Raw genomic sequence first — 19,442 nt, forward strand, 5'->3', positions numbered from 1 at the left:
GCGCGTCCGCGCAAGAATCCGTGAACACCCCCGTATCCAGCATTTTCTGCTGTACGGCGCCGATATTCAGAGACAGGCGTCAAGCCGATAGACCACACTGGATGGTACAGACGACCGGAACTTTGGCCCCTCTCCAGCGGGGCCATTTCCAGAAGGGCCACCTCCAGAAGACACCCCGGCGGCCGATTCCGCCGGACCTGAAACGCCCCGCCGAACCGGAACGGTTCCCACGCGGTCCTTGATGAGGAGTTGGTGCGTTGCCCAAGAGTCTGCTGAATTTCAAATATCTGACCTTCGACGTCGTCGGCACCCTGATCGACTTCGAAGCCGGCCTGAAGGACTGCCTCGCCGCAATCGCGGCAGAGGCCGGGACCACGGTGGACGGCGAAGCGGCGCTGACCCTCTACCGCGAGGCGCGCTACTCCGACGCCACCGGCCTGTTCCCCGACGATCTGGTTCGGGTCTATTCGGTCATCGCGCCGCAGTTGGGCCTTCCCGCCGGCACACAGTACGGTGAGCGCCTGCGCGATTCCGCGGCCTCCTGGGCCGCTTTCCCCGACAGCAGGGACGCCATGGCCCGGCTGGCCAAGCGCTACAAGCTGATCGCGATGACCAATGCGCGGCGCTGGGCCTTCACCCATTTCTCCCGTGAGTTGGGCGATCCCTTCTATGCCGGCTTCACCGCCGACGACACCGGCGTCGAGAAGCCCGACCCCGCCTTCTTCCAGCAGGTGTTCGATTTCGTCGAGCACGACGGCGGAAGCAAGGACGACATCCTGCACGTCGCCCAGAGCCAGTATCACGACATCGGAGTCTCGCGTCGCCTCGGCATGACCAACTGCTGGATCCAGCGGCGTCATGCGCAGAAGGGCTATGGCGGCACCATCGAGCCCGCAGAGTTCACCGAACCCGATTTCCATTTCCGCTCGATGGCGGAACTGGCCGATGCCGTCGACGCGGCGGCGGCAGAGCCGAAGACGGTCTCCGCGTAACCGGACCAAACCGGAGCGCGCCAAAAAATAAGAAACAGACAACACACGAACAGAGCGAGGCTAGCATGACAAAGACGCCTGACAGCTGGACCCGGATCGACGACAGCATGGTCGAAAGCGCCATCCGGCGCGGGGCCAACCGCCGCGATCTGCTCAAGATGCTGCTGGCGGGGGGCGTATCGCTCACCGCCGCCAATTTCCTCGTGGGCCGCGCCAGCGCCGCGGTATCCGAGGAACCGGTGAAGGGCGGCACGCTGAAGGCCGCCGGCTGGTCGTCATCCACCGCCGACACGCTCGACCCGGCGAAGGCGTCGCTGTCGACCGACTATGTCCGCTGCTGTGCCTTCTACAACCGCCTGACCTTCCTCGACAAGGCCGGCATCCCCAAGATGGAGCTGGCCCAGTCGGTCGATACCGAAGACGCCAAGACCTGGACGATCAAGCTGCGCAAGGGCGTGACCTTCCACGACGGCAAGTCGCTGACCGCCGACGACGTGGTGTTCTCGCTGAAGCGCCATCTCGATCCGGCCGTCGGGTCCAAGGTCGCGAAGATCGCCGCCCAGATGACCGACATCAAGGCGGTCGACAAGAACACCGTCGCCATCACGCTGGCCACCCCGAACGCCGACCTGCCGACCATCCTGGCCATGCATCACTTCATGATCGTGGCCGACGGCACCACCGACTTCTCCAAGGGCAACGGCACCGGCGCCTTCATCTGCAAGAGCTTCGAGCCGGGCGTGCGCTCCGTCGGCGTGCGCAACCCCAATTACTGGAAGGGTGGCCCGTACGTCGATTCCTTCGAGTTCTTCGCCATCAGCGACGACAACGCCCGTGTCAACGCGCTGCTGTCCGGCGACATCCATCTGGCCGCGGCGATCAACCCGCGCTCCACGCGCCTGGTCGACGGCCAGCAGGGCTTCACCCTGTCCAAGACGACGTCCGGCAACTACACCGACCTGAACATCCGCCTGGACATGGAGCCGGGCAGCCGCAAGGATTTCGTGGACGGGATGAAATATCTCGTCAACCGCGAGCAGATCGTGAAATCGGCCCTGCGCGGCTTCGGCGAGGTCGGCAACGATCAGCCGGTGTCCCCGGCCAGCCCCTACCACAACGCTGCGCTGAAGCCCAAGGCCTTCGATCCGGAACGGGCCAAGTCGCTGTTCAAGAAGGCGGGTGTGCTGGGGCAGTCTATCCCGGTGATCACGTCCGATGCCGCCTCGTCCGCCGTCGACATGGCCATGGTGATCCAGGCCGCCGGCGCCGACATCGGCATGAAGCTCGACGTCCAGCGCGTGCCGTCCGACGGTTATTGGAGCAACTACTGGCTGAAGGCGCCGATCCATTTCGGCAACATCAACCCGCGCCCGACGCCGGACATCCTCTTCTCCCTGCTCTACGCCTCCGAAGCGCCGTGGAACGAGAGCAAGTACAAGTCCGAGAAATTCGACAAGCTGATGCTCGAAGCGCGCGGCACGCTCGCCTGGGCCAAGCGCAAGGAACTGTACGACCAGATGCAGGTGATGATCTCCGAAGAGGCCGGCACCATCATCCCCGCCTACATCTCCAACGTGGACGCCATCACCAGCAAGCTGAAGGGCTTGGAAGCCAACCCGCTGGGCGGCATGATGGGCTACGCGTTCGCCGAATATGTCTGGCTGGCAGCCTGATATGATGGATCGGCGGGACGGGGCGGGCGATGGCCCGACCGTCCCGTCCCGCCGTGGCCCCTCTCGTCGCCGCCCATCCGGGCAAGCCCTCCGGGGGCGCCTCACCATGCGGAGGCCAGCCATGACATCACGCGTTCCCTCCCTTATCCTCGGCCGGCTGTTCATCGCGCTGGTCACCCTGACCATCGTGTCCTTCGCGGTCTTCTTCGCCACAACACTGCTGCCCGGCGATACGGCGACCATCCTGCTGGGTCAGGCGGCGACGCCGGAAGCGATCGCCGGCCTGCGCACGGCCATGCACCTCGACGAACCGGCCCTGCTGCGCTTCTTCTACTGGATCGGCGGGCTGTTCCAGGGCGATCTCGGCATCTCCTACGCCAACCATATGCCGGTGGCGACGCTGATCGGCGGGCGGCTGCTCAACACGCTGAAGCTTGCCGGCCTGACCACCCTGATCACGGTTCCGCTTGCGCTGACGCTCGGCATCACCGCCGCCATGTGGCGGGGCACGCTGTATGACCGTATCGTCACCATCGCCACCATCGGCGTCATCTCGGTTCCGGAATTCGTGCTGGCGACCTTGGCCGTCCTGGTGTTCGCCGTTTACCTGAAATGGTTGCCGGCCCTGTCCTTCACCTACAATGTCGACAGTTTCGCCGGGCTCATGCGGGCCTATGCCATGCCGGTCATCACGCTGACCTTCGGGGTTTCGGCGCAGATGATCCGCATGAGCCGCGCCGCCGTGATCGAAACGCTGAACACGCCCTATGTCGAGATGGCGCTGCTGAAAGGCGCGTCGCGCCCGCGGCTGGTCCTGCGCCATGCCTTGCCCAACGCGCTCGGCCCGATCTCCAACGCGGTGGCGCTGTCACTGTCCTATCTGGTGGGTGGCGTCATCATCGTCGAGACGATCTTCAACTATCCCGGCATCGCCAAGCTGATGGTGGACGCGGTGTCCACCCGCGACCTGCCGCTGATCCAGTCCTGCGCGATGATCTTCTGCGTGGGCTATCTGATCCTGATCACCGCCGCCGACATCGTCGCCATCCTGTCGAACCCGAGGCTCCGATGAAGACACACACCTCCACCGGCTCCCTCGCAACATGGTCCGGCTACAGGATCAATCCGGTAGGCCTGGTCAGTTTCTGCGTGGTTCTGTTCTGGGCGCTGGTCGCCCTGTTCGCCCCCTACCTCGCCCCTCACTCCGTGGGCGACATGGTCGACCTCGATTACTTCGGCCCGATGAGGCCCGGACTGTGGCTGGGGTCGGATTATCTCGGCCGTGACATGCTGTCCCGCATCATCTACGGCACCCGCTACACCGTCGGCATCTCGCTGGCCGCCGTCTTCATCGCCTGCTTCTCCGGCGTCGTGCTGGGCATGACCTCCGCCGTGCTGCGCGGGCCGGTGGACATGGTGGTGAGCCGGGTGCTCGATGCTATGAATTCCATCCCGAGCAAGCTGTTCGGCCTGATGGTGGTGGCTGCGGTGGGGTCGTCGATCCCGGTGCTGATCCTGACGCTGTCGGTCATCTACATCCCCGGAGCCTACCGTTTCAGCCGCTCGCTGGCGGTCAACATCGACACCATGGACTTCATCATGGTCGCCCGCATCCGCGGGGAAAGCCTGCCCTACCTGATCGGGTCGGAGATCCTGCCCAACATCGTCGGTCCGGTTCTGGCCGATCTTGGCCTGCGCTTCGTCTTCATCGTGCTGCTGCTGTCGGGCTTGTCCTTCCTGGGTCTGGGGGTCCAGCCGCCCTACGCCGACTGGGGCGCGCTGGTGCGCGAGAACATCGGCGGCCTGCCCTTCGCGGCGCCCGCCGTGATCGTGCCATCGCTGGCCATCGCCACCCTGACCATCAGCGTCAATCTGCTGATCGACAATCTTCCGCGGAAGATTCGGGACCGGAGTGCCTCCTGATGACGAACCTCGTCAAAATCCGCGGCCTGACGGTCGAGGCCACCACCGATTCCGGCCGCTGGCTCCAGATCCTGAAGGGCATCGACCTCGACATCGCCGCCGGCGAGACCGTCGCCTTCATCGGCGAAAGCGGGTCGGGCAAGACCACCGCCGCGATGACCCTGCTGGGCTACGCGCGTCCCGGCTGCCGGATCTCCGGCGGCACGGTGCTGGTCGACGGCCATGACATGGTGACCCTTTCGGAAAAACAGCGGGCGGCCCTGCGCGGCACGGTCGTGGCCTATGTGCCGCAGAGTGCGGCGGCGGCCTTCAACCCGGCGGCGACGATCATGGATCAGGTCATCGAGGTGACGCGGATCCACCAGTTGATGCCGCCGGACGAGGCCCGCCGACGGGCGGTCGACCTGTTCCGCGCCCTGTCGCTGCCCAATCCCGACAGCATCGGCGACCGTTACCCGCATCAGGTGTCCGGCGGGCAGTTGCAACGTCTGGCGGCGGCGATGGCCCTCATCGGCGATCCCAAGGTGGTGATCTTCGACGAGCCGACGACGGCGCTCGACGTCACCACCCAGGTCGAGGTGCTGCGCGCCTTCAAGGCGGTGACCACCAAGCGCCGGATCGCCTGCGTCTATGTCTCTCACGATCTTGCCGTCGTCGCCCAGATCGCCGACCGCATCATGGTGCTGCGCCACGGAGAGGTGCAGGAAACCGGCAGCGTCCACGACATCCTGACGCACCCAAGCCACCCCTATACCAGGGAATTGCTTCACGCCTTCCATCCCGACACCGGCGGACGGGTCGCCGCGGCGGAGGCCTTTGCCACCGATGCCTCCCCGCTGCTGGAGATCAAGACGCTGAGCGCCGGCTACGGCCCGCCGCAGGCGAACGGGATGCCGCTGGCCCTCGCGGTCAAGGGGGTGAGCCTGCAGGTGAAGCGGGGCACCAACCTGGGCATCATCGGGGAGTCCGGCTGCGGAAAATCGACCCTGGCACGCGCCATCGCCGGCATCCTGCCGGCCTGCAACGGCGATATCCAGTTCGACGGGCGCGAACTGTGGCACAGCGCCCGCCAGCGCAGCCGCGAGCAGCTGCGCGATCTTCAGATCGTCTTCCAGCATGCCGACACGGCGCTGAACCCGGCCAAGTCGATCGAGGATATCCTCGGCCGCCCGCTGACCTTCTATCACGGCCTGCGCGGCAAGGCCCGCGATGCGCGGATCGATGCGCTGATGGACATGGTCCGCCTGCCCCGCGCCCTACGCCACCGCCTTCCGGCTGAACTGTCGGGCGGCCAGAAGCAGCGGGTGAATTTCGCCCGAGCGCTCGCCGCCGAACCGAAGCTGATCCTGTGCGACGAGATCACCTCTGCCCTCGACACCGTCGTCGCATCGACGATCATCGATCTGCTGAAGGAGCTGCAGCGCGAGCTTGGCCTGTCCTATGTCTTCATCAGCCACGACCTGTCGGTGATCGAGGCGATCTGTGACGAGATCATCGTGATGTATCGCGGTCAGGCGGTGGAGACCATCGTCCCCTCCGCCCGGCAGCAGCCGCAGCATCCCTATTCGCAGCTGCTGTTCTCGTCGGTTCCGAAGCTGGACCCGACCTGGCTCGACACGCTGGACATCGACCCCGAACGGATGCGGGTCGCCTGACCGCCCCCTCCATTCCGCGCGGTTCGCCGCCGCGCGGGATGCGGCGGTTCCACCGGACAAGCCCTCACATCGGAAACAGCGTGGTCAGCGGCATATGGGCCCGCACGATCGGCGACTTCAGCACGACATAGCTGAAATACTTGTCGATGCCGATGTCCATGTCGGTCAGCTTCTCCATGATCTCCTGATACTCGCCGATGCCGGACGTGACGAACTTCAGCATGTAGTCGTAGCCGCCGGACACCAGATGGCATTCCAGCATCTGTTCGATCTTCTTGACGGCGGCCAGGAAGCGGGCGAAATCGACCTGCCGGTGGTTCTTCAGCGTCACCTCGGTGAAGACTGTCAGGGTCTGGCCGAGTTTGCTGACGTTGATCTGCGCCGTGTAGCCTTCGATGTAGCCCTCGGCTTGCAGCTTCTTGACCCGCATCAGGCAGGGGCTGGGCGACAGGTTCACCAGCTCGGCCAACTCCACGTTGGTGATCCGGCCGTTCTTCTGGAGCTGATGCAGAATCTTGATGTCGATGCGGTCCAGCTTCATGGGGAACCCATCCGGTTCGAGGGCGGGAAACGGAAAACGACAGCAGAAAATTCTGCCGACCTGACCCGATCAGCTTAGCACGCGCCGCCTGCCTGTCGATGACCAAGACGCAGGTCCCCGGCAGAACAAAGCATCATGACTTACGCCAACGACAGAAGATAATGCCGTTGAATCGGCCAAAGCAGCGCCTGCCGGCCCGTGTGGCGTGGCTAGATGGCGCAATGCCGAAATCGGAGACCCGTCCAATGCCAGCCCCATTGCAAACCATCGCGTCCTCCCCGAAGCTGCCCGAACAGGCCGACGTCGTCGTGATCGGCGGCGGCATCGTCGGCGTCTGGGCGGCCTACTTTCTGGCCCGGCGCGGACTGTCGGTGGCCTTGGTGGAGAAGGGGCGGGTCGGGGCGGAGCAGTCCAGCCGCAACTGGGGCTGGTGCCGGCAGCAGAACCGCGATGCGCGGGAACTGCCGATGGCGACCAAGAGCCTCGATTTGTGGGAGCGCTTTGCCGCCGAAACCGGGGAGGACACCGGCTTCAGCCGCTGCGGTCTGCTCTATCTCAGCAATGACGATCAGGAGTTGGCCGGCTGGGCGCGCTGGCGCGACTTCGCCCGGACGGTCGGCGTCACCACCCACATGCTGAACGGCGCCGAGGCCGCCGAGCGCGGCCGGGCAACCGGAAAGCCCTGGAAGGGCGGCGTCTTCTCGCCGTCGGACGGCATCGCCGATCCGGCCCGCGCGGCTCCCGCCGTGGCGCGGGCGATCATGACGCTGGGCGGCACGGTGCATCAGGGCTGCGCCGCGCGCGGGCTGGAAACCAGCGGCGGGCGGGTCAGCGGCGTCGTCACCGAAATGGGCACGATCCGCACCAAGCTGGTGGTCCTGGCAGGCGGGGCCTGGGCCTCCTCCTTCTGTCACCAGATCGGCGTGCGCTTCCCGCTCGCCTCCATCCGCTCGTCGATCCTGTCGGTCGGTCCCAGCCCCACGGGGCTTCCCGACGCTCTGCACACCGCCGCGGTGTCGGTCACCCGGCGCGGCGACGGCGGCCACACGCTGGCGATCAGCGGACGCGGGCGCCTCGATCCGACCATGCAGCAGATCCGCTTCTCGCCGCAATTCATGCCGATGTTCAGCCGGCGCTGGCGCAGCCTGATGCCCGGCGGGCTGGAGGGGATGCGCTCAGGCCATGAGACACTGCGGCGCTGGCGGCTCGACCGCCCGACGCCGATGGAGCGGGTGCGGGTGCTCGACCCCACGCCGGACCGCAGCACCATCCGCCTGACCCACGAGCGGGCCATGGCCCTGCTGCCCGGCCTGAAGGGCGCGCCGGTCACCGCCGCCTGGGCCGGCTACATCGACAGCACGCCCGACGGCGTGCCAGCCATCGGCGAAGTCGGCAGCCTGCCCGGCCTGATCCTCGCCGCCGGTTTCAGCGGCCACGGCTTCGGCATCGGCCCAGGCGCCGGCCACCTGATCGCCGACCTCGTCACCGATCAGGCGCCGATCGTCGATCCCAAGCCCTATCACCCCGACCGCTTCGCCGGCTTCTCCGCCGGCAAGGTCGCCGATTTCTGAACTTTGCCTGAGCCGTCAGGCGCCGCCCGGCACCAGAGAGCGGGCGGCCCGGCGCAGGCAGTCGCGCATCAGATCATGGCTGCCCGACAGCGGCCGTTCCTTGCTGGTCAGGATGGTGATGGGCACGCGGATGCTCGGGCGGAAGGGCCGCTGAACGATGCCGGAGAACTGATTCCACGGCAGAAGCCCGTCGACGACCGCCACGCCGATCCCCTCCCGCACGTAGGGCAGCGCTGTGATCGAGAGGTCGATTTCCACCGCCGGGGCATAAACGCCGCCCTCCGCCTCGACCGCACCCGCCAACAACCGGCCGGGCAGCGTGTCCACGCGGTAGGAAATCAGCGTTTCCTCCACCAGGTCGGCAAAGCCGACTTCGGCATTCCGGGCCAACCGATGCCCCTCCGGCAGAAGGCAGACCAGTTCCGCATGGCCCACCGTTTCGACATCAAGATCGTGGTGGGGCATGTCGTTCATCGCCACCCCCAGCAGGACATCACCGCTGCGCAGCATGTCCAGAATGCTGGCGACCGGCGCGACCAGCGACCGCACGACGATGTCGGGATGCGCCTCACGGAAGGCCGTCAACGCCTTGGGAACGATGGACATGGAAGGCGGGGCGGAAGCGGCGAGACGGACCAGTCCGGTGCGGCCATGGCGCATGTCGACCGTGCGCCGGCGCAGGGCGCCGAGTTCGGCAAAGATGCGCTCGGCCTCCGGATACAGCTCGTTGGCCTCCTGCGTCGGCACCAGACGCCCGCGCACCCGGTCGAACAGCTTGAAGCCGAGTTGATCCTCGGCATGCAGCAGGATCTGGCTCAAGGCCGGCTGCGAGATGTTCAGCATCGCCGCCGCCCCGGTCACGGTTCCACAGCGCATCAGCATGCAGAAGACTTCCAGTTGGCGGGCTTGCATTCACGGTCCTGGGCGCTGGCGGAATGGGAGGGAGGCGGCAAAGCCCGGCCACGACTATAGCGACCCGAACCTCTCAGGGGAGCGGCAATTCGGCATCCACGCCCGCGCCGCTCCCACGCAAGACGTCCAGGAATCGCTCCAGCACCAGATTCGGCTGGGCGCCCTTCTTCGTCACCACCTGGAACTCCAGGGCATGATGGAAGGTGTCGGGCAGCAGCGCCCGCATCATGCCGCGCTCCACCCATTGCCGGGCATAATGGGTGGGCAGAAAGCCGACATAGCAGCCGGTGAGGATCAGGAACGCCACCCCTTCGCGGTCGGTGGCCGTCGCGGTGTTGTTCAGTTCGTGCGGAAGCTGCGCCTGGGTCGGCGCCACGGCGTCGGCCGCCTCCACCGCCCCGCGCGTCACCGCTCCCTCGGGACGGTCGAACAGCGGATGGCCGTCGCCGCAATAGAGCAGAGATTCTTCCTGATAGAGCGGAAGCCCTGCCAGCCCCGGAAGGCCGCGACGGACCGGGACGACGCCGACGTGCAACTGCCCGTCCAGCACGCCCCGCTCGATCTCGTTGGGGGGAATCATGCGGATGTTGACGCGGACCTCCGGCGCCAGCCGCTTCAGGCCGCGCAGGGCGTGCGTCACCCGCATCTGCGGCATGGTGACGAGGTTGTCGGTGATCCCGATGTTCAACTCGCCGCGCAGGCGTCCATGCAGGGTGTTGATCTCGCTGCGGAAGCTCTCCGTGCTGGCCAGCAGGCGCAGGGTTGCCTCATAGGCCAGATGCCCTTCATCCGTCAGCCTGAAGCCGGCCCGCCCGCGCCGGCAGAGCGTGAGGCCCAGCCGCCGCTCAAGGTCCGCCATGTGCTGGCTGATCGCCGCCCGGCTGATGTTCAGTTCCACCTCCGCGGCGGAAAAGCCGCCGCATTCCACCACCGTCCGGAACACGCGCAGCAGCCGGATGTCGGCATCGCCGATCGGGGCCATGGCCCTGGTGGGTTTGCTCATGCTGGCACCATGAACGGCTGGGGGACAATAGTTAAGCGTACGGTTATGTGAAGTTCTTATAGTTTGGATTTAATCGCAACCGCCAACCGCGCACACTCTTCCACCACAGTGCCCCAACGAAAGCGGGAGAACAGCGGATGGCCCCCCTGGACAACGATCATGCGCAGTCGCTCAGCAAGGCTGCTGGACTGACGCGCGAGGAGCTTGACGCCCATTGGATGCCGTTCAGCGGCAACCGTCAGTTCAAGAACAACCCCCGCATGATCGTGAAGGCGGAGGGGACCTGGTACTGGGATGCCGAGGGGCGCAAGATCTACGACAGCCTGTCCGGTCTGTGGTGCAGCGGCGCCGGCCACTGCCGCCGCGAAATCTCGGAAGCGGTCGCCCGCCAGATCGCGGAGCTGGATTACAGCCCCGCCTTCCAGCACGGCCATCCGGCCGCGTTCAAGCTGGCGCACAAGCTGGCGTCGATGACCCCGGCCGGCCTCGACCATGTCTTCTTCGTCGGTTCGGGGTCCGAAGCGGCCGACACCTCGCTGAAGATGGCGCGGGCCTATTGGCGGATGAAGGGGCAGCCAACCAAGACCAAGCTGATCGGCCGGTCCAAGGGCTATCACGGCGTCAATTTCGGCGGCACCAGCCTGGGCGGCATCGGCGGCAACCGCAAGCTGTTCGGCACCGGCGTCGACGCCGACCATCTGCCCCACACCCTGCTGCCGCAGAACCTGTTCGTGAAGGGCATGCCGGAGGAAGGCGCCTTCCTGGCCGACGCGCTGGAGGAACTGGTGGCGCTGCACGACGCCTCCAACATCGCCGCCGTGATCGTCGAGCCGCTGGCCGGCTCGGCCGGCGTGCTGCCGCCGCCCAAGGGTTACCTGCAGCGGCTGCGCGAGATCTGCGACAAGCACTCCATCCTGCTGATCTTCGACGAGGTCATCACCGGCTTCGGCCGCATGGGCGCGCCCTTCGGCGCCGACGCCTTCGGCGTGGTCCCGGACATCATGAACGTCGCCAAGGGCCTGACCAACGGCGCCGTCCCGATGGGCGCCGTGGTGGCGAAGCACGACATCTACCGGGCCTTCATGGACAATGGCGGGCCGGAGTACATGGTGGAGTTCCCGCACGGCTACACCTATTCCGCCCATCCGGTCGCCTGCGCTGCCGGTCTGGCCGCGCTCGACATCTTCGAGCGGGAGAAGCTGTGGGAAAAGGCCGCGGCGCTGGCGCCGCACTTCGAAACCCTGATCCATGGGCTGAAGGGGCTGAAGAACGTCGCCGACATCCGCAACTACGGCCTGACCGGTGCCGTCACCATCGCGCCGCTGCCGGGCGAGCCAGCCCGACGGCCCTACGAGATCGGCGAGAAGTGCTGGAAGGCCGGCTATTACGTGCGCTTCGGCGGCGACACGCTGCAGTTCGGCCCGCATTTCTACAGCGAGCCGGCCGACCTTGACCGCCTATTCGACGTCGTCGCCGACGCCATCCAGGCGACGGCGTAAGGGCGCCGGCAGCGCATTGCTCCACCCTTCCCTCCCGCGCCGGGAGAAGGGTGGAGCAAAGACCTTGCACAACGAACACCCCCCAGGACACGCCCCATGACCATCGTTGCCCACCTGATCGGCGGCAAGACCGACGCGCCCGCCGGCACCCGCACCGCCGACATCGTCAATCCCGCCACCGGCGACGTGGCCGGACAGGTCGCCCTGGCGTCGCGTGACACGGTGGAAGAGGCCATCGCCGCCGCCGAGGCCGCTTTCCCGGCCTGGCGCGCCACGCCGCCGGCCAAGCGCGCCCGCGTCATGTTCCGCTTCAAGCAGTTGCTGGAGGAGAATGCCGAGCGCATCTGCGCCCTCATCACGGCGGAACACGGCAAGGTTCTGGACGACGCCTTCGGCGAGCTGACCCGCGGCATCGAGAATGTCGAATATGCCTGCGGCGTGCCCGAACTGCTGAAGGGCGAGTTCTCCAAGAATGTCGGGCCGGCAATCGACAGCTGGTCGGAGTTCCAGCCGCTGGGTGTCGTCGCCGGCATCACGCCGTTCAATTTTCCGGCGATGGTCCCGCTGTGGATGTACCCGATCGCCATCGCCTGCGGGAACACCTTCGTCCTGAAGCCGTCGGAGCGCGACCCAAGCTCCGCCCTCTACATCGCCCAGCTGGCGTTGGAAGCCGGCCTGCCGCCGGGCGTGCTGAACGTCGTCAACGGCGACAAGGAGGCGGTGGACACGCTGCTGACCGACCCGCGGGTGCAGGGCGTCAGCTTCGTCGGATCGACCCCGATTGCCGAATATGTCTATTCGACCGCCAGCGCCCATGGAAAGCGGGTGCAGGCGCTGGGCGGCGCCAAGAACCACGCCATCGTCATGCCGGATGCCGATCTGGATAATGCCGTCAATGCGCTGATGGGGGCGGCTTACGGCTCCTGCGGCGAGCGCTGCATGGCGATCTCCGTCGTGGTGGCGGTGGGCGACGAGGTGGCCGACCGGCTGAAGGACAAGCTGTCGGTGGCGCTGCGCGACCTGAAGGTCGGCGCCGGCACCTCGGCCGGCTGCGAGATGGGACCGCTGGTCACCCGCGCGCATTACGAGAAGGTGAAGGCTTATGTCGACCAGGGCGTCGCCGAGGGCGCCGATCTGGTGGTCGACGGCCGCGGACTGGTGGTGCCGGGGCATGAGAACGGCAACTTCCTGGGCGGTTGCCTGTTCGACCGCGTCACCCCGGAGATGACCATCTACCGGGAGGAGATCTTCGGCCCGGTCCTCTGCCTCGTCCGGGTCAAGACGATGCAGGAGGGCATGGACCTGATCGACGCGCACGAATACGGCAACGGCACCTGCCTGTTCACCCGCGACGGCGAGGCGGCCCGCTATTTCAGCGACATGATCAAGGTCGGCATGGTCGGCATCAATGTGCCGCTGCCGGTGCCGGTCGCCTATCACAGCTTCGGCGGCTGGAAGCGGTCGCTGTTCGGCGATCTGTCGGCCTATGGCCCGGACGGTGTGCGCTTCTACACCCGGCGCAAGACCATCACCCAGCGCTGGCCGACCGGCGGGATCCGCGAAGGCGCCCAGTTCGCCTTCCCGTCCATGAAGTAAAGAGCACGCTCGGTCATGACGCCGGTGCCGAGGAAGGCACCGGCGTCGGCATACTCTTGCGCGTGGCTTTCCTAACGGTGGAGACCATCGTTCCGCTTGGCATCCGCCGGCGTCCTTGCGATCTCGGCCAGCAGCTTGCCCGTCGCGACGGCGAGCTGGTTCTGCGTGTACGGCTTGGCAAGCCGCGGCAGGTCGGCGACGACACCCTCCGGCAGATCGGCGTATCCCGTCGCCAGCAGCACCGGCAGGTCCGGAGCCATCGCACGCGCAGCCTTGGCAAGCTCGACGCCGGTCATGCCGGGCATCGCATAGTCGGTCAGCAGCAGGTCGACCGCCTGCCCGCTGCGCAGAAGTTCCAGCGCTTCGCCTCCTGAACCTGCCTCGATGACCGTGTGCCCGAGGTCGGCCAGCATATCGACGGTGCTCATGGCGATCAGCGCGTCATCGTCGACCACCAGCACCACGGCAGGAGACACCTCCGCCGCCGGGGCCGGCGGCAACTCGGCCGCCTGTGCCGGCGTTGTCGCCTTCGGCAGCCACAGCTCCACGAGCGTTCCCTGACCCGGAACGCTCGACAGCCGGAACGCGCCGCCGGACTGTACCGCAAGGCCATGGACCATCGACAACCCCAGCCCGGTGCCTTTGCCAATGCCCTTGGTCGAGAAGAACGGCTCGATCGCCCGCGCAAGCGTTCCCTCGTCCATGCCTGTGCCGCTGTCCCGCACGCTTACATACGGGTAGGAACCGGGCGGCAGCCCGGAAGCGACGGGTACCGGCGCTTCGGCAACCGTCACGGTGAAGGTGCCGCCGTCGGGCATGGCGTCGCGGGCATTCACGGCGAGATTTAGAATAGCCAGCTCAAGCTGGTTGGGATCGATCAGCGCCGGCGCCGTCGCAGGGCGTGCGTCAATGCGGATGACGACGCGCGGGCCGACCGAGCGCTCCAGAAGCGTTTTCATGCCGTCGAGCAGCCCGGCGAGGTCCACCGCCTGCGGCTGCAAATCCTGTCGACGGGCGAAAGCCAGAAGCCTTTGGGTCAGCGTGGCTCCGCGTCGGGCTCCCTGCATAGCGCCATCGAAAAGGCGCTCCGTCGTCGGGTCGGCAGGAAGGCGTTTGCGCAGCAGCTCCAGATTGCCGAGAACCGCCATCAGCAGATTGTTGAAATCATGCGCGACGCCGCCGGTAAGCTGACCCAGGGTCTCCAGCTTCTGAGTCTGGCGCAGCTGCTCCTCGGCGCGTTCGCGGTCGCGGATCTCGTCGCGCAGCTGGTCGAGCGTGGCCGCCAGTTCGCGGGTGCGTTCCTGCACCTTGGATTCCAGCGTCCCGGTCAGGCGCTGCAACGCCTCCTGTGCCGCCTTCTGATCGCTGATGTCGACGATGACGGAGAGCGCTCCGGCCGCCTTCCCGGTGGAGTCCCGCACAGGCAGGCCGCTGACACGGGTCCAGACCGGCTGTTCGCCGGGGGAACGATAAATGAATTCCATGCCGCTGACGGTTTCGCCGCGCAGGGCGCAGGCGCCGGGAAAGCGGTCTCGTGACAGACGACGGCCCTGCGCATCATAACTGATCCAGCTCTCCTCGCCGTCAGGCCGCTGGGACGGGATGACGCGGTCCGGAAGAAAGCGCCGGAATGCCGGATTGGACAGAATGGTCCGGCCGTTCCGGTCCATCAAGTTGACCCCCACCGGCAGATGTTCCACCAGCGTTTCGAAGCGTGCCCGTTCGTCGGCGAGGTCCGCCAGCAGACGCTCGCGCTCCACCAGCCTCGCCCTCGCCTCATATTGCCGGCGCCGGCCGCGCAGACAGGTCCGGACGACGCTGACCAGGGTGGTCGGGTGGAAGGGCCGTTCGACGAAGGTGACGTTGCCCAGCAGTTCGGTCAGGCGCGCCGCCTCCGGCGTGCGCTCGGCACCATCTCCCCGCAGGGTAAGCAGGATGACGGGAAGGTCCGACCATGGCGGCTGCGCGCCGATCCAGGCGACAAGCCCCTGGAGATCGGCGGTGCGCACCGCCTCCTCCGCCAGGATCAGCAGTCCGGCCCCGTCCTCCAGCGCCATGCAAAGCGACGGCAGGTCGGGACAGGCGTGCGCAGCGATCCCGACCTCGCCCAGCAGAGCGGAGGCGACGGTGGCATCCCGTCCGTGCGGCGCCAGGATCAGCGCGCGTTCCGTGGTGGCCGCCTCGTTCAAGCCGGATCATCCTGCAGCAAGGGTCCTCCCTGGCCGATATAGACCGGCACGCCACGCAGAACTCCCTGAAACTCGTCCAGAGGTGGCCCCATGCTGATGCCGCTGCCGGTGATCCGGTATTCGCGGATGGTGTCCTCGTGCGGACCGGCGCGCTTCTTGATCACCGAAATCGCCCGCCGGACACGGCCCAGCGCCTCGAAATAGCGCAGCAGTACGACGGTGTCGGCGAGATAGGTGACATCGACCGGGGACTGCATGTCGCCGATCAGACCATGCTGCGCAATGGTGAGGAAGGTCGTCACGCCCTGCCGGTTCAGGTACAGCAGCAATTCGTGAAGATGCAGGACCAGAAGCTGCTCTTCCGGCATCGCCGCCTGATAGCCGTTGAGGCTGTCGATCACCACGGTGCGGATCTGGTGGTTGTCGACGCAGGCGCGGACCCGATAGGTGAACTCGCCGGGCGCCAATTCCGCCGCATCCACCTGCTCGATGATCAGGCTGCCGCGATCCCGCATGGCTTCAAGGTCGAAGCCCATCGCCCTGGTCCGGGCGAACAGCAGGCCAAGCTCCTCGTCGAACACGAACAGCGCGGCCCGCTCCCCCCGCGCGACGGCGGCCACCATGAACTGAAGCGCCAGCAGCGACTTTCCGGTACCCGCCGGACCGATGATCAGGGCGCTCGATCCGCGCTCCATGCCGCCGCCCAGCAGAGTGTCGAGTTCGGCGATGCCGCTGGCCAGCCGCTCTCCGACGAACCCGGTTCGATGCTCGGCGGCGATCAGCCGGGGGAACACCTGGAAACCGCCGGTGGTGATCGTGCAGTCGTGATAGCCGCCGCGATAGGCTTGCCCACGGTACTTGAGCACCCGCAAGCGCCGCCTCTCCGCGCCGTAGGCCGGTGTCAGCATCTCCAGACGGATAACGCCATGAGCGATGCTGTGGACCGTCTTGTCCATGGTGTCGGTGGTCAGGTCGTCGAGCAACAGCACGGTGGCGCCGTGCCGGGCGAAATAATGCTTGAGGGAAAGGATCTGGCGCCGGTATCGCAATGAACTCTGGGCCAACAACCGGATTTCCGACAGGCTGTCGAGGACGATCCGCATCGGCTTGCAGCGTCCGATCGCCTCGAACATCAGCTTGGTCGTCTCGCCGAGTTCGAGATCGGAGGAGTAAAGCAGACTCTGCTGGTGCGCTTCGTCGAGCAGGCTCTCCGGCGGAACCAGCTCGAACACCGTGATCTCATCACCGAGAGTCCAGCCATGTTCGGCTGCAGCATTGCGCAGTTCGCCCTCGGTTTCCGACAGGGTGATGTAGAGCCCGGCTTCACCGGCCGCCGCGCCGTCGAGCAGGAACTGCAGGGCAATGGTGGTCTTGCCGGTGCCGGGGCTGCCCTCGAGAAGGAAGACACGGTCGCGGGCAAGGCCGCCGGCGAGAATGTCGTCGAGCCCGGTAACGCCGGTTCGCGCCTTGTACGACTTTTCTGAGGATGCGGCCATGGCGGGCTTGGATTTCCGTCGTGAGGGTGTCGGACAGCGCTTGCGTGAAAGCGCTGTCCAGAGTGTCGGCAACGGCACGCCACGCATGCCATAGGTCATGCGTCGATTGAAAGTCGGGCTGCAAGCGGGCGGGAATGCCACAGAGTGGGGCCAGCCGGGCAACCATCTCTGCCTTGACGGCGACCGTGCCTGCAAGCATGGCCCCCGGGCTGAGGTGGAGGATCAATGGACGAAGATAAATCTGTACTCATCGATCCCGACCGTTAATTCGGTCCTTCAAGTCTAACGCATTGCCCATCGGGACGCAGCCCGGGCTATCCTCATCGACCTTCCGGCGTAGAACTATCGATTGCGCTCTTCGCACGCGGTTCCGTTCAGTCCGGTCGAGTGAGATCGCCGTCGGCCTTGCAATCCAAAGAGCGATCCTTCACCGCGCCGATCAGGAATTCCTTGTTCCCTTCCGGTCCGGTGATCGGGCTTTCGGTGATGTCCAGCACGCGCCAGCCCGGCAGGGCATCCAGCCACGCGCGGATGCGGTCGCAGACTTCCCCGTGCAGTTCGGGTTCGCGCACCACCCCGCCCTTGCCGACGCGGCCCTTGCCGACCTCGAATTGCGGCTTGATGAGGGCGACCAGCCGCCCGCCCGGCACCACGAGGGCCAGCGCCGCCGGCAGCACGATCTCCAGCCCGATGAAGCTGGCGTCGCACACCACGAGGTCGACCGGATCCGGGATCTCGGCCGTGGTCAGATGGCGGGCGTTGGTCTTCTCCAGAACCACCACGCGCGGGTCGGTGCGCAGTTTCCACGCCAGCTGGCCATGGCCGACATCGACGGCATAGACCTTGGCGGCCCCGCGGGTCAGCAGCACGTCGGTGAATCCGCCGGTGGAGGCGCCGACATCGACTGCGGTCAGCCCGGTCGGGTCGATGGCGAAGACGTCCAGCCCCTTCACCAGCTTCAGCCCGCCGCGCGACACCCAGGGGTGATCCTGCCCCTTGACCGCCAGCGGAGCCTCCGCCGCGATCAGATCGCCGGCCTTGTCGATGCGCTTCGTCTCGGAATAGACCAGCCCGGCCAGGATCAGCGCCTGCGCTTTGGCACGGCTTTCCGCCAGCCCGCGCTCCACCAGCGCCACGTCAACCCTCACCCGTGCCATGCCGTCGCCCTTCGCTCGCTCGTGACGGCGCATTCCTGACGCGGAACCGCCGGAAGGGCAAGCCCCGGATCCAGGCGGCAGCAGGCCAGACGTCAGGGCAAAAGAGTCAGGCCGGCGGGAAATCCACCGACACGCGGGTGCCGTAGGGGCTGCTGTCCGCCGTCAGCCGGCCGCGCAGCTGGCCGACGAAGGCGCGTACCACCTTCAGCCCCAGCGTCGACGCACGGGCGACGTCCAGGCCCTGCGGCAGGCCGATGCCGCGGTCGACGACCTCCAGATGGATGCGACCGCCGTCGCCGCGGCCGAGCCGCACGTCGATATCGCCGGGCACTCCGGCGGGAAAGGCGTGCCGCGCCGCGTTGCCGACCAGTTCGCTTACGATCAGGCTGAAGGGAATGACCGACTCCATCGGCATCTCGGTCGTCTCGGCCGTGACCTTGACACGGTGGGCGCCGGGCAGAGTCGCCTCAAGCTCCTGGCACAATTCGCGCAGATGGAGCGCCATGTCGACGGTGCCGGCGCGTAGGGCGCCATGGGTGCGCTGGTGGGCCTGGGTAACGATGCCGACCCGGCCGCCGGCGCTCTGCAGGGCGCGGCGGACCTCGGGATCCTTGCTCGACAGGGTCTGCAGGGTCAGCAGGCTGGAGACCAGCTGCAGCGTGTTCTTCAATCGGTGGCTGACGTCGCGCAGCCGCCGGTCATGTTCGGCCACCGATTCCGGGGTTTCCTCGGCGGTGACGATCAGGGCGCGGACGACGCCGTTGACCCCCAGCAGCGGAGTGACCCGCAAATCCCAGAACCGCTCGCCATCTGTGTTGCGGTCGCCGGCGGCCCGGTTGCGCTGCGGCTGGCCGGTCCGCCGCGCCTCGATCAGCATGGACAGCGACAGGGCCGGAAAACGCTCCGTCAGGTTGGTGCCCGCGACCGCGCCCAGCGCCCGGAAGGCGGCGTTGGCGAAGGCGCAGCGGTCGCCCTCCCCCTCCACCAGGGCGGTGGGTGTCGGCGTCTGATCCAGCAGGCTGCGCAACATCGCCGGATCGTCGATACCGACGCTGCCGGCCGCAACGTCGGCACCGGCAGCCCGATCCGCTCCCGGATCGGTGCCGAACTCCGCGTTGCGGTATGCCGTGACCGCCATGATGTGCGCCATCGCCCCTGACCTCGTAGCCGTCCGTTGCCGTCGGCTCTTCCCCCCGTTGCCGGGGGGCTACCATTCCAGCTTGGCAAGTGTAAGG

The 19,442-nt window shown here is 66.7% G+C and carries 15 protein-coding genes; 8 read left to right on the forward strand and 7 right to left on the reverse strand.

All coding sequences use genetic code 11. The features are described from left to right. The first annotated feature begins 257 nt into the window (after positions 1-257). From PWS46_RS21215 to PWS46_RS21235, 5 genes are all read left to right on the forward strand, one after another. On the forward strand, positions 258-992 hold the full coding sequence (locus tag PWS46_RS21215) for an HAD-IA family hydrolase (RefSeq protein ID WP_434623338.1): 735 nt from the start codon (positions 258-260) through the stop codon (positions 990-992). A gap of 65 nt (positions 993-1,057) precedes the next feature. Further along, the gene (locus tag PWS46_RS21220) at positions 1,058-2,665 is read left to right on the forward strand and encodes an ABC transporter substrate-binding protein (RefSeq protein ID WP_434623339.1); all 1,608 of its coding nucleotides are present in this window, start codon (positions 1,058-1,060) and stop codon (positions 2,663-2,665) included. Positions 2,666-2,786: 121 nt separating this feature from the next. After that, positions 2,787-3,737, forward strand: coding sequence for an ABC transporter permease (locus tag PWS46_RS21225; protein ID WP_434623340.1), 951 nt, complete (start codon positions 2,787-2,789; stop codon positions 3,735-3,737). Next, positions 3,734-4,588 (forward strand): ABC transporter permease, encoded by an 855-nt coding sequence (locus PWS46_RS21230; RefSeq protein ID WP_434623341.1) that lies wholly within the window; start codon positions 3,734-3,736, stop codon positions 4,586-4,588. Before PWS46_RS21225 ends, PWS46_RS21230 begins: the two co-directional genes overlap by 4 nt. Continuing rightward, a complete protein-coding gene (locus tag PWS46_RS21235; RefSeq protein WP_434623342.1) occupies positions 4,588-6,243 on the forward strand; it encodes an ABC transporter ATP-binding protein in 1,656 nt (551 codons plus the stop codon). Before PWS46_RS21230 ends, PWS46_RS21235 begins: the two co-directional genes overlap by 1 nt. A 64-nt stretch (positions 6,244-6,307) precedes the next feature. Here the strand turns inward: PWS46_RS21235 and PWS46_RS21240 are convergent, their stop codons facing one another. Continuing rightward, the gene (locus PWS46_RS21240; RefSeq protein ID WP_085086154.1) at positions 6,308-6,784 is read right to left on the reverse strand and encodes an Lrp/AsnC family transcriptional regulator; all 477 of its coding nucleotides are present in this window, start codon (positions 6,782-6,784) and stop codon (positions 6,308-6,310) included. A gap of 245 nt (positions 6,785-7,029) precedes the next feature. Between PWS46_RS21240 and PWS46_RS21245 the strand changes: the two genes are divergently transcribed. Further along, positions 7,030-8,355: an NAD(P)/FAD-dependent oxidoreductase gene (locus tag PWS46_RS21245; RefSeq protein WP_434623343.1), complete on the forward strand. Its 1,326-nt coding sequence runs from the start codon at positions 7,030-7,032 to the stop codon at positions 8,353-8,355. 15 nt (positions 8,356-8,370) lie between these two features. On the opposite strand, the gene PWS46_RS21250 is transcribed toward PWS46_RS21245, so the two are convergent. Together PWS46_RS21250 and PWS46_RS21255 are read right to left on the reverse strand one after the other, a co-directional pair. Continuing rightward, positions 8,371-9,267, reverse strand: a complete 897-nt coding sequence (locus PWS46_RS21250) for a LysR family transcriptional regulator (protein ID WP_434623344.1) — start codon at positions 9,265-9,267, stop codon at positions 8,371-8,373. A gap of 73 nt (positions 9,268-9,340) precedes the next feature. Beyond that, entirely contained in the window at positions 9,341-10,270 is a 930-nt protein-coding gene (locus PWS46_RS21255) for a LysR family transcriptional regulator (protein WP_434623345.1), read from the reverse strand. A 137-nt stretch (positions 10,271-10,407) separates the two neighbouring features. Between PWS46_RS21255 and PWS46_RS21260 the strand changes: the two genes are divergently transcribed. Together PWS46_RS21260 and PWS46_RS21265 are read left to right on the forward strand one after the other, a co-directional pair. Continuing rightward, the gene (locus PWS46_RS21260) at positions 10,408-11,769 is read left to right on the forward strand and encodes an aspartate aminotransferase family protein (protein WP_434623347.1); all 1,362 of its coding nucleotides are present in this window, start codon (positions 10,408-10,410) and stop codon (positions 11,767-11,769) included. 96 nt (positions 11,770-11,865) lie between these two features. Next, the gene (locus PWS46_RS21265; protein WP_434623348.1) at positions 11,866-13,365 is read left to right on the forward strand and encodes a CoA-acylating methylmalonate-semialdehyde dehydrogenase; all 1,500 of its coding nucleotides are present in this window, start codon (positions 11,866-11,868) and stop codon (positions 13,363-13,365) included. Positions 13,366-13,436: 71 nt separating this feature from the next. On the opposite strand, the gene PWS46_RS21270 is transcribed toward PWS46_RS21265, so the two are convergent. The 4 genes from PWS46_RS21270 to PWS46_RS21285 form a co-directional block, all read right to left on the reverse strand. Next, on the reverse strand, positions 13,437-15,554 hold the full coding sequence (locus tag PWS46_RS21270) for an ATP-binding protein (protein WP_434623349.1): 2,118 nt from the start codon (positions 15,552-15,554) through the stop codon (positions 13,437-13,439). Beyond that, entirely contained in the window at positions 15,551-17,149 is a 1,599-nt protein-coding gene (locus PWS46_RS21275; protein ID WP_434623350.1) for an ATPase domain-containing protein, read from the reverse strand. The genes PWS46_RS21270 and PWS46_RS21275 overlap by 4 nt, the downstream gene beginning before the upstream one ends. A gap of 275 nt (positions 17,150-17,424) precedes the next feature. Next, the gene (locus PWS46_RS21280) at positions 17,425-18,207 is read right to left on the reverse strand and encodes a TlyA family RNA methyltransferase (RefSeq protein WP_434623351.1); all 783 of its coding nucleotides are present in this window, start codon (positions 18,205-18,207) and stop codon (positions 17,425-17,427) included. Positions 18,208-18,313: 106 nt separating this feature from the next. Then, positions 18,314-19,345 (reverse strand): sensor histidine kinase, encoded by a 1,032-nt coding sequence (locus tag PWS46_RS21285; protein WP_434623352.1) that lies wholly within the window; start codon positions 19,343-19,345, stop codon positions 18,314-18,316. Between the last annotated feature and the right edge of the window lie 97 nt (positions 19,346-19,442).

Origin of the sequence: Azospirillum sp. B2RO_4 (assembly GCF_051124815.1) — a bacterium.
Lineage (GTDB): Bacteria > Pseudomonadota > Alphaproteobacteria > Azospirillales > Azospirillaceae > Azospirillum.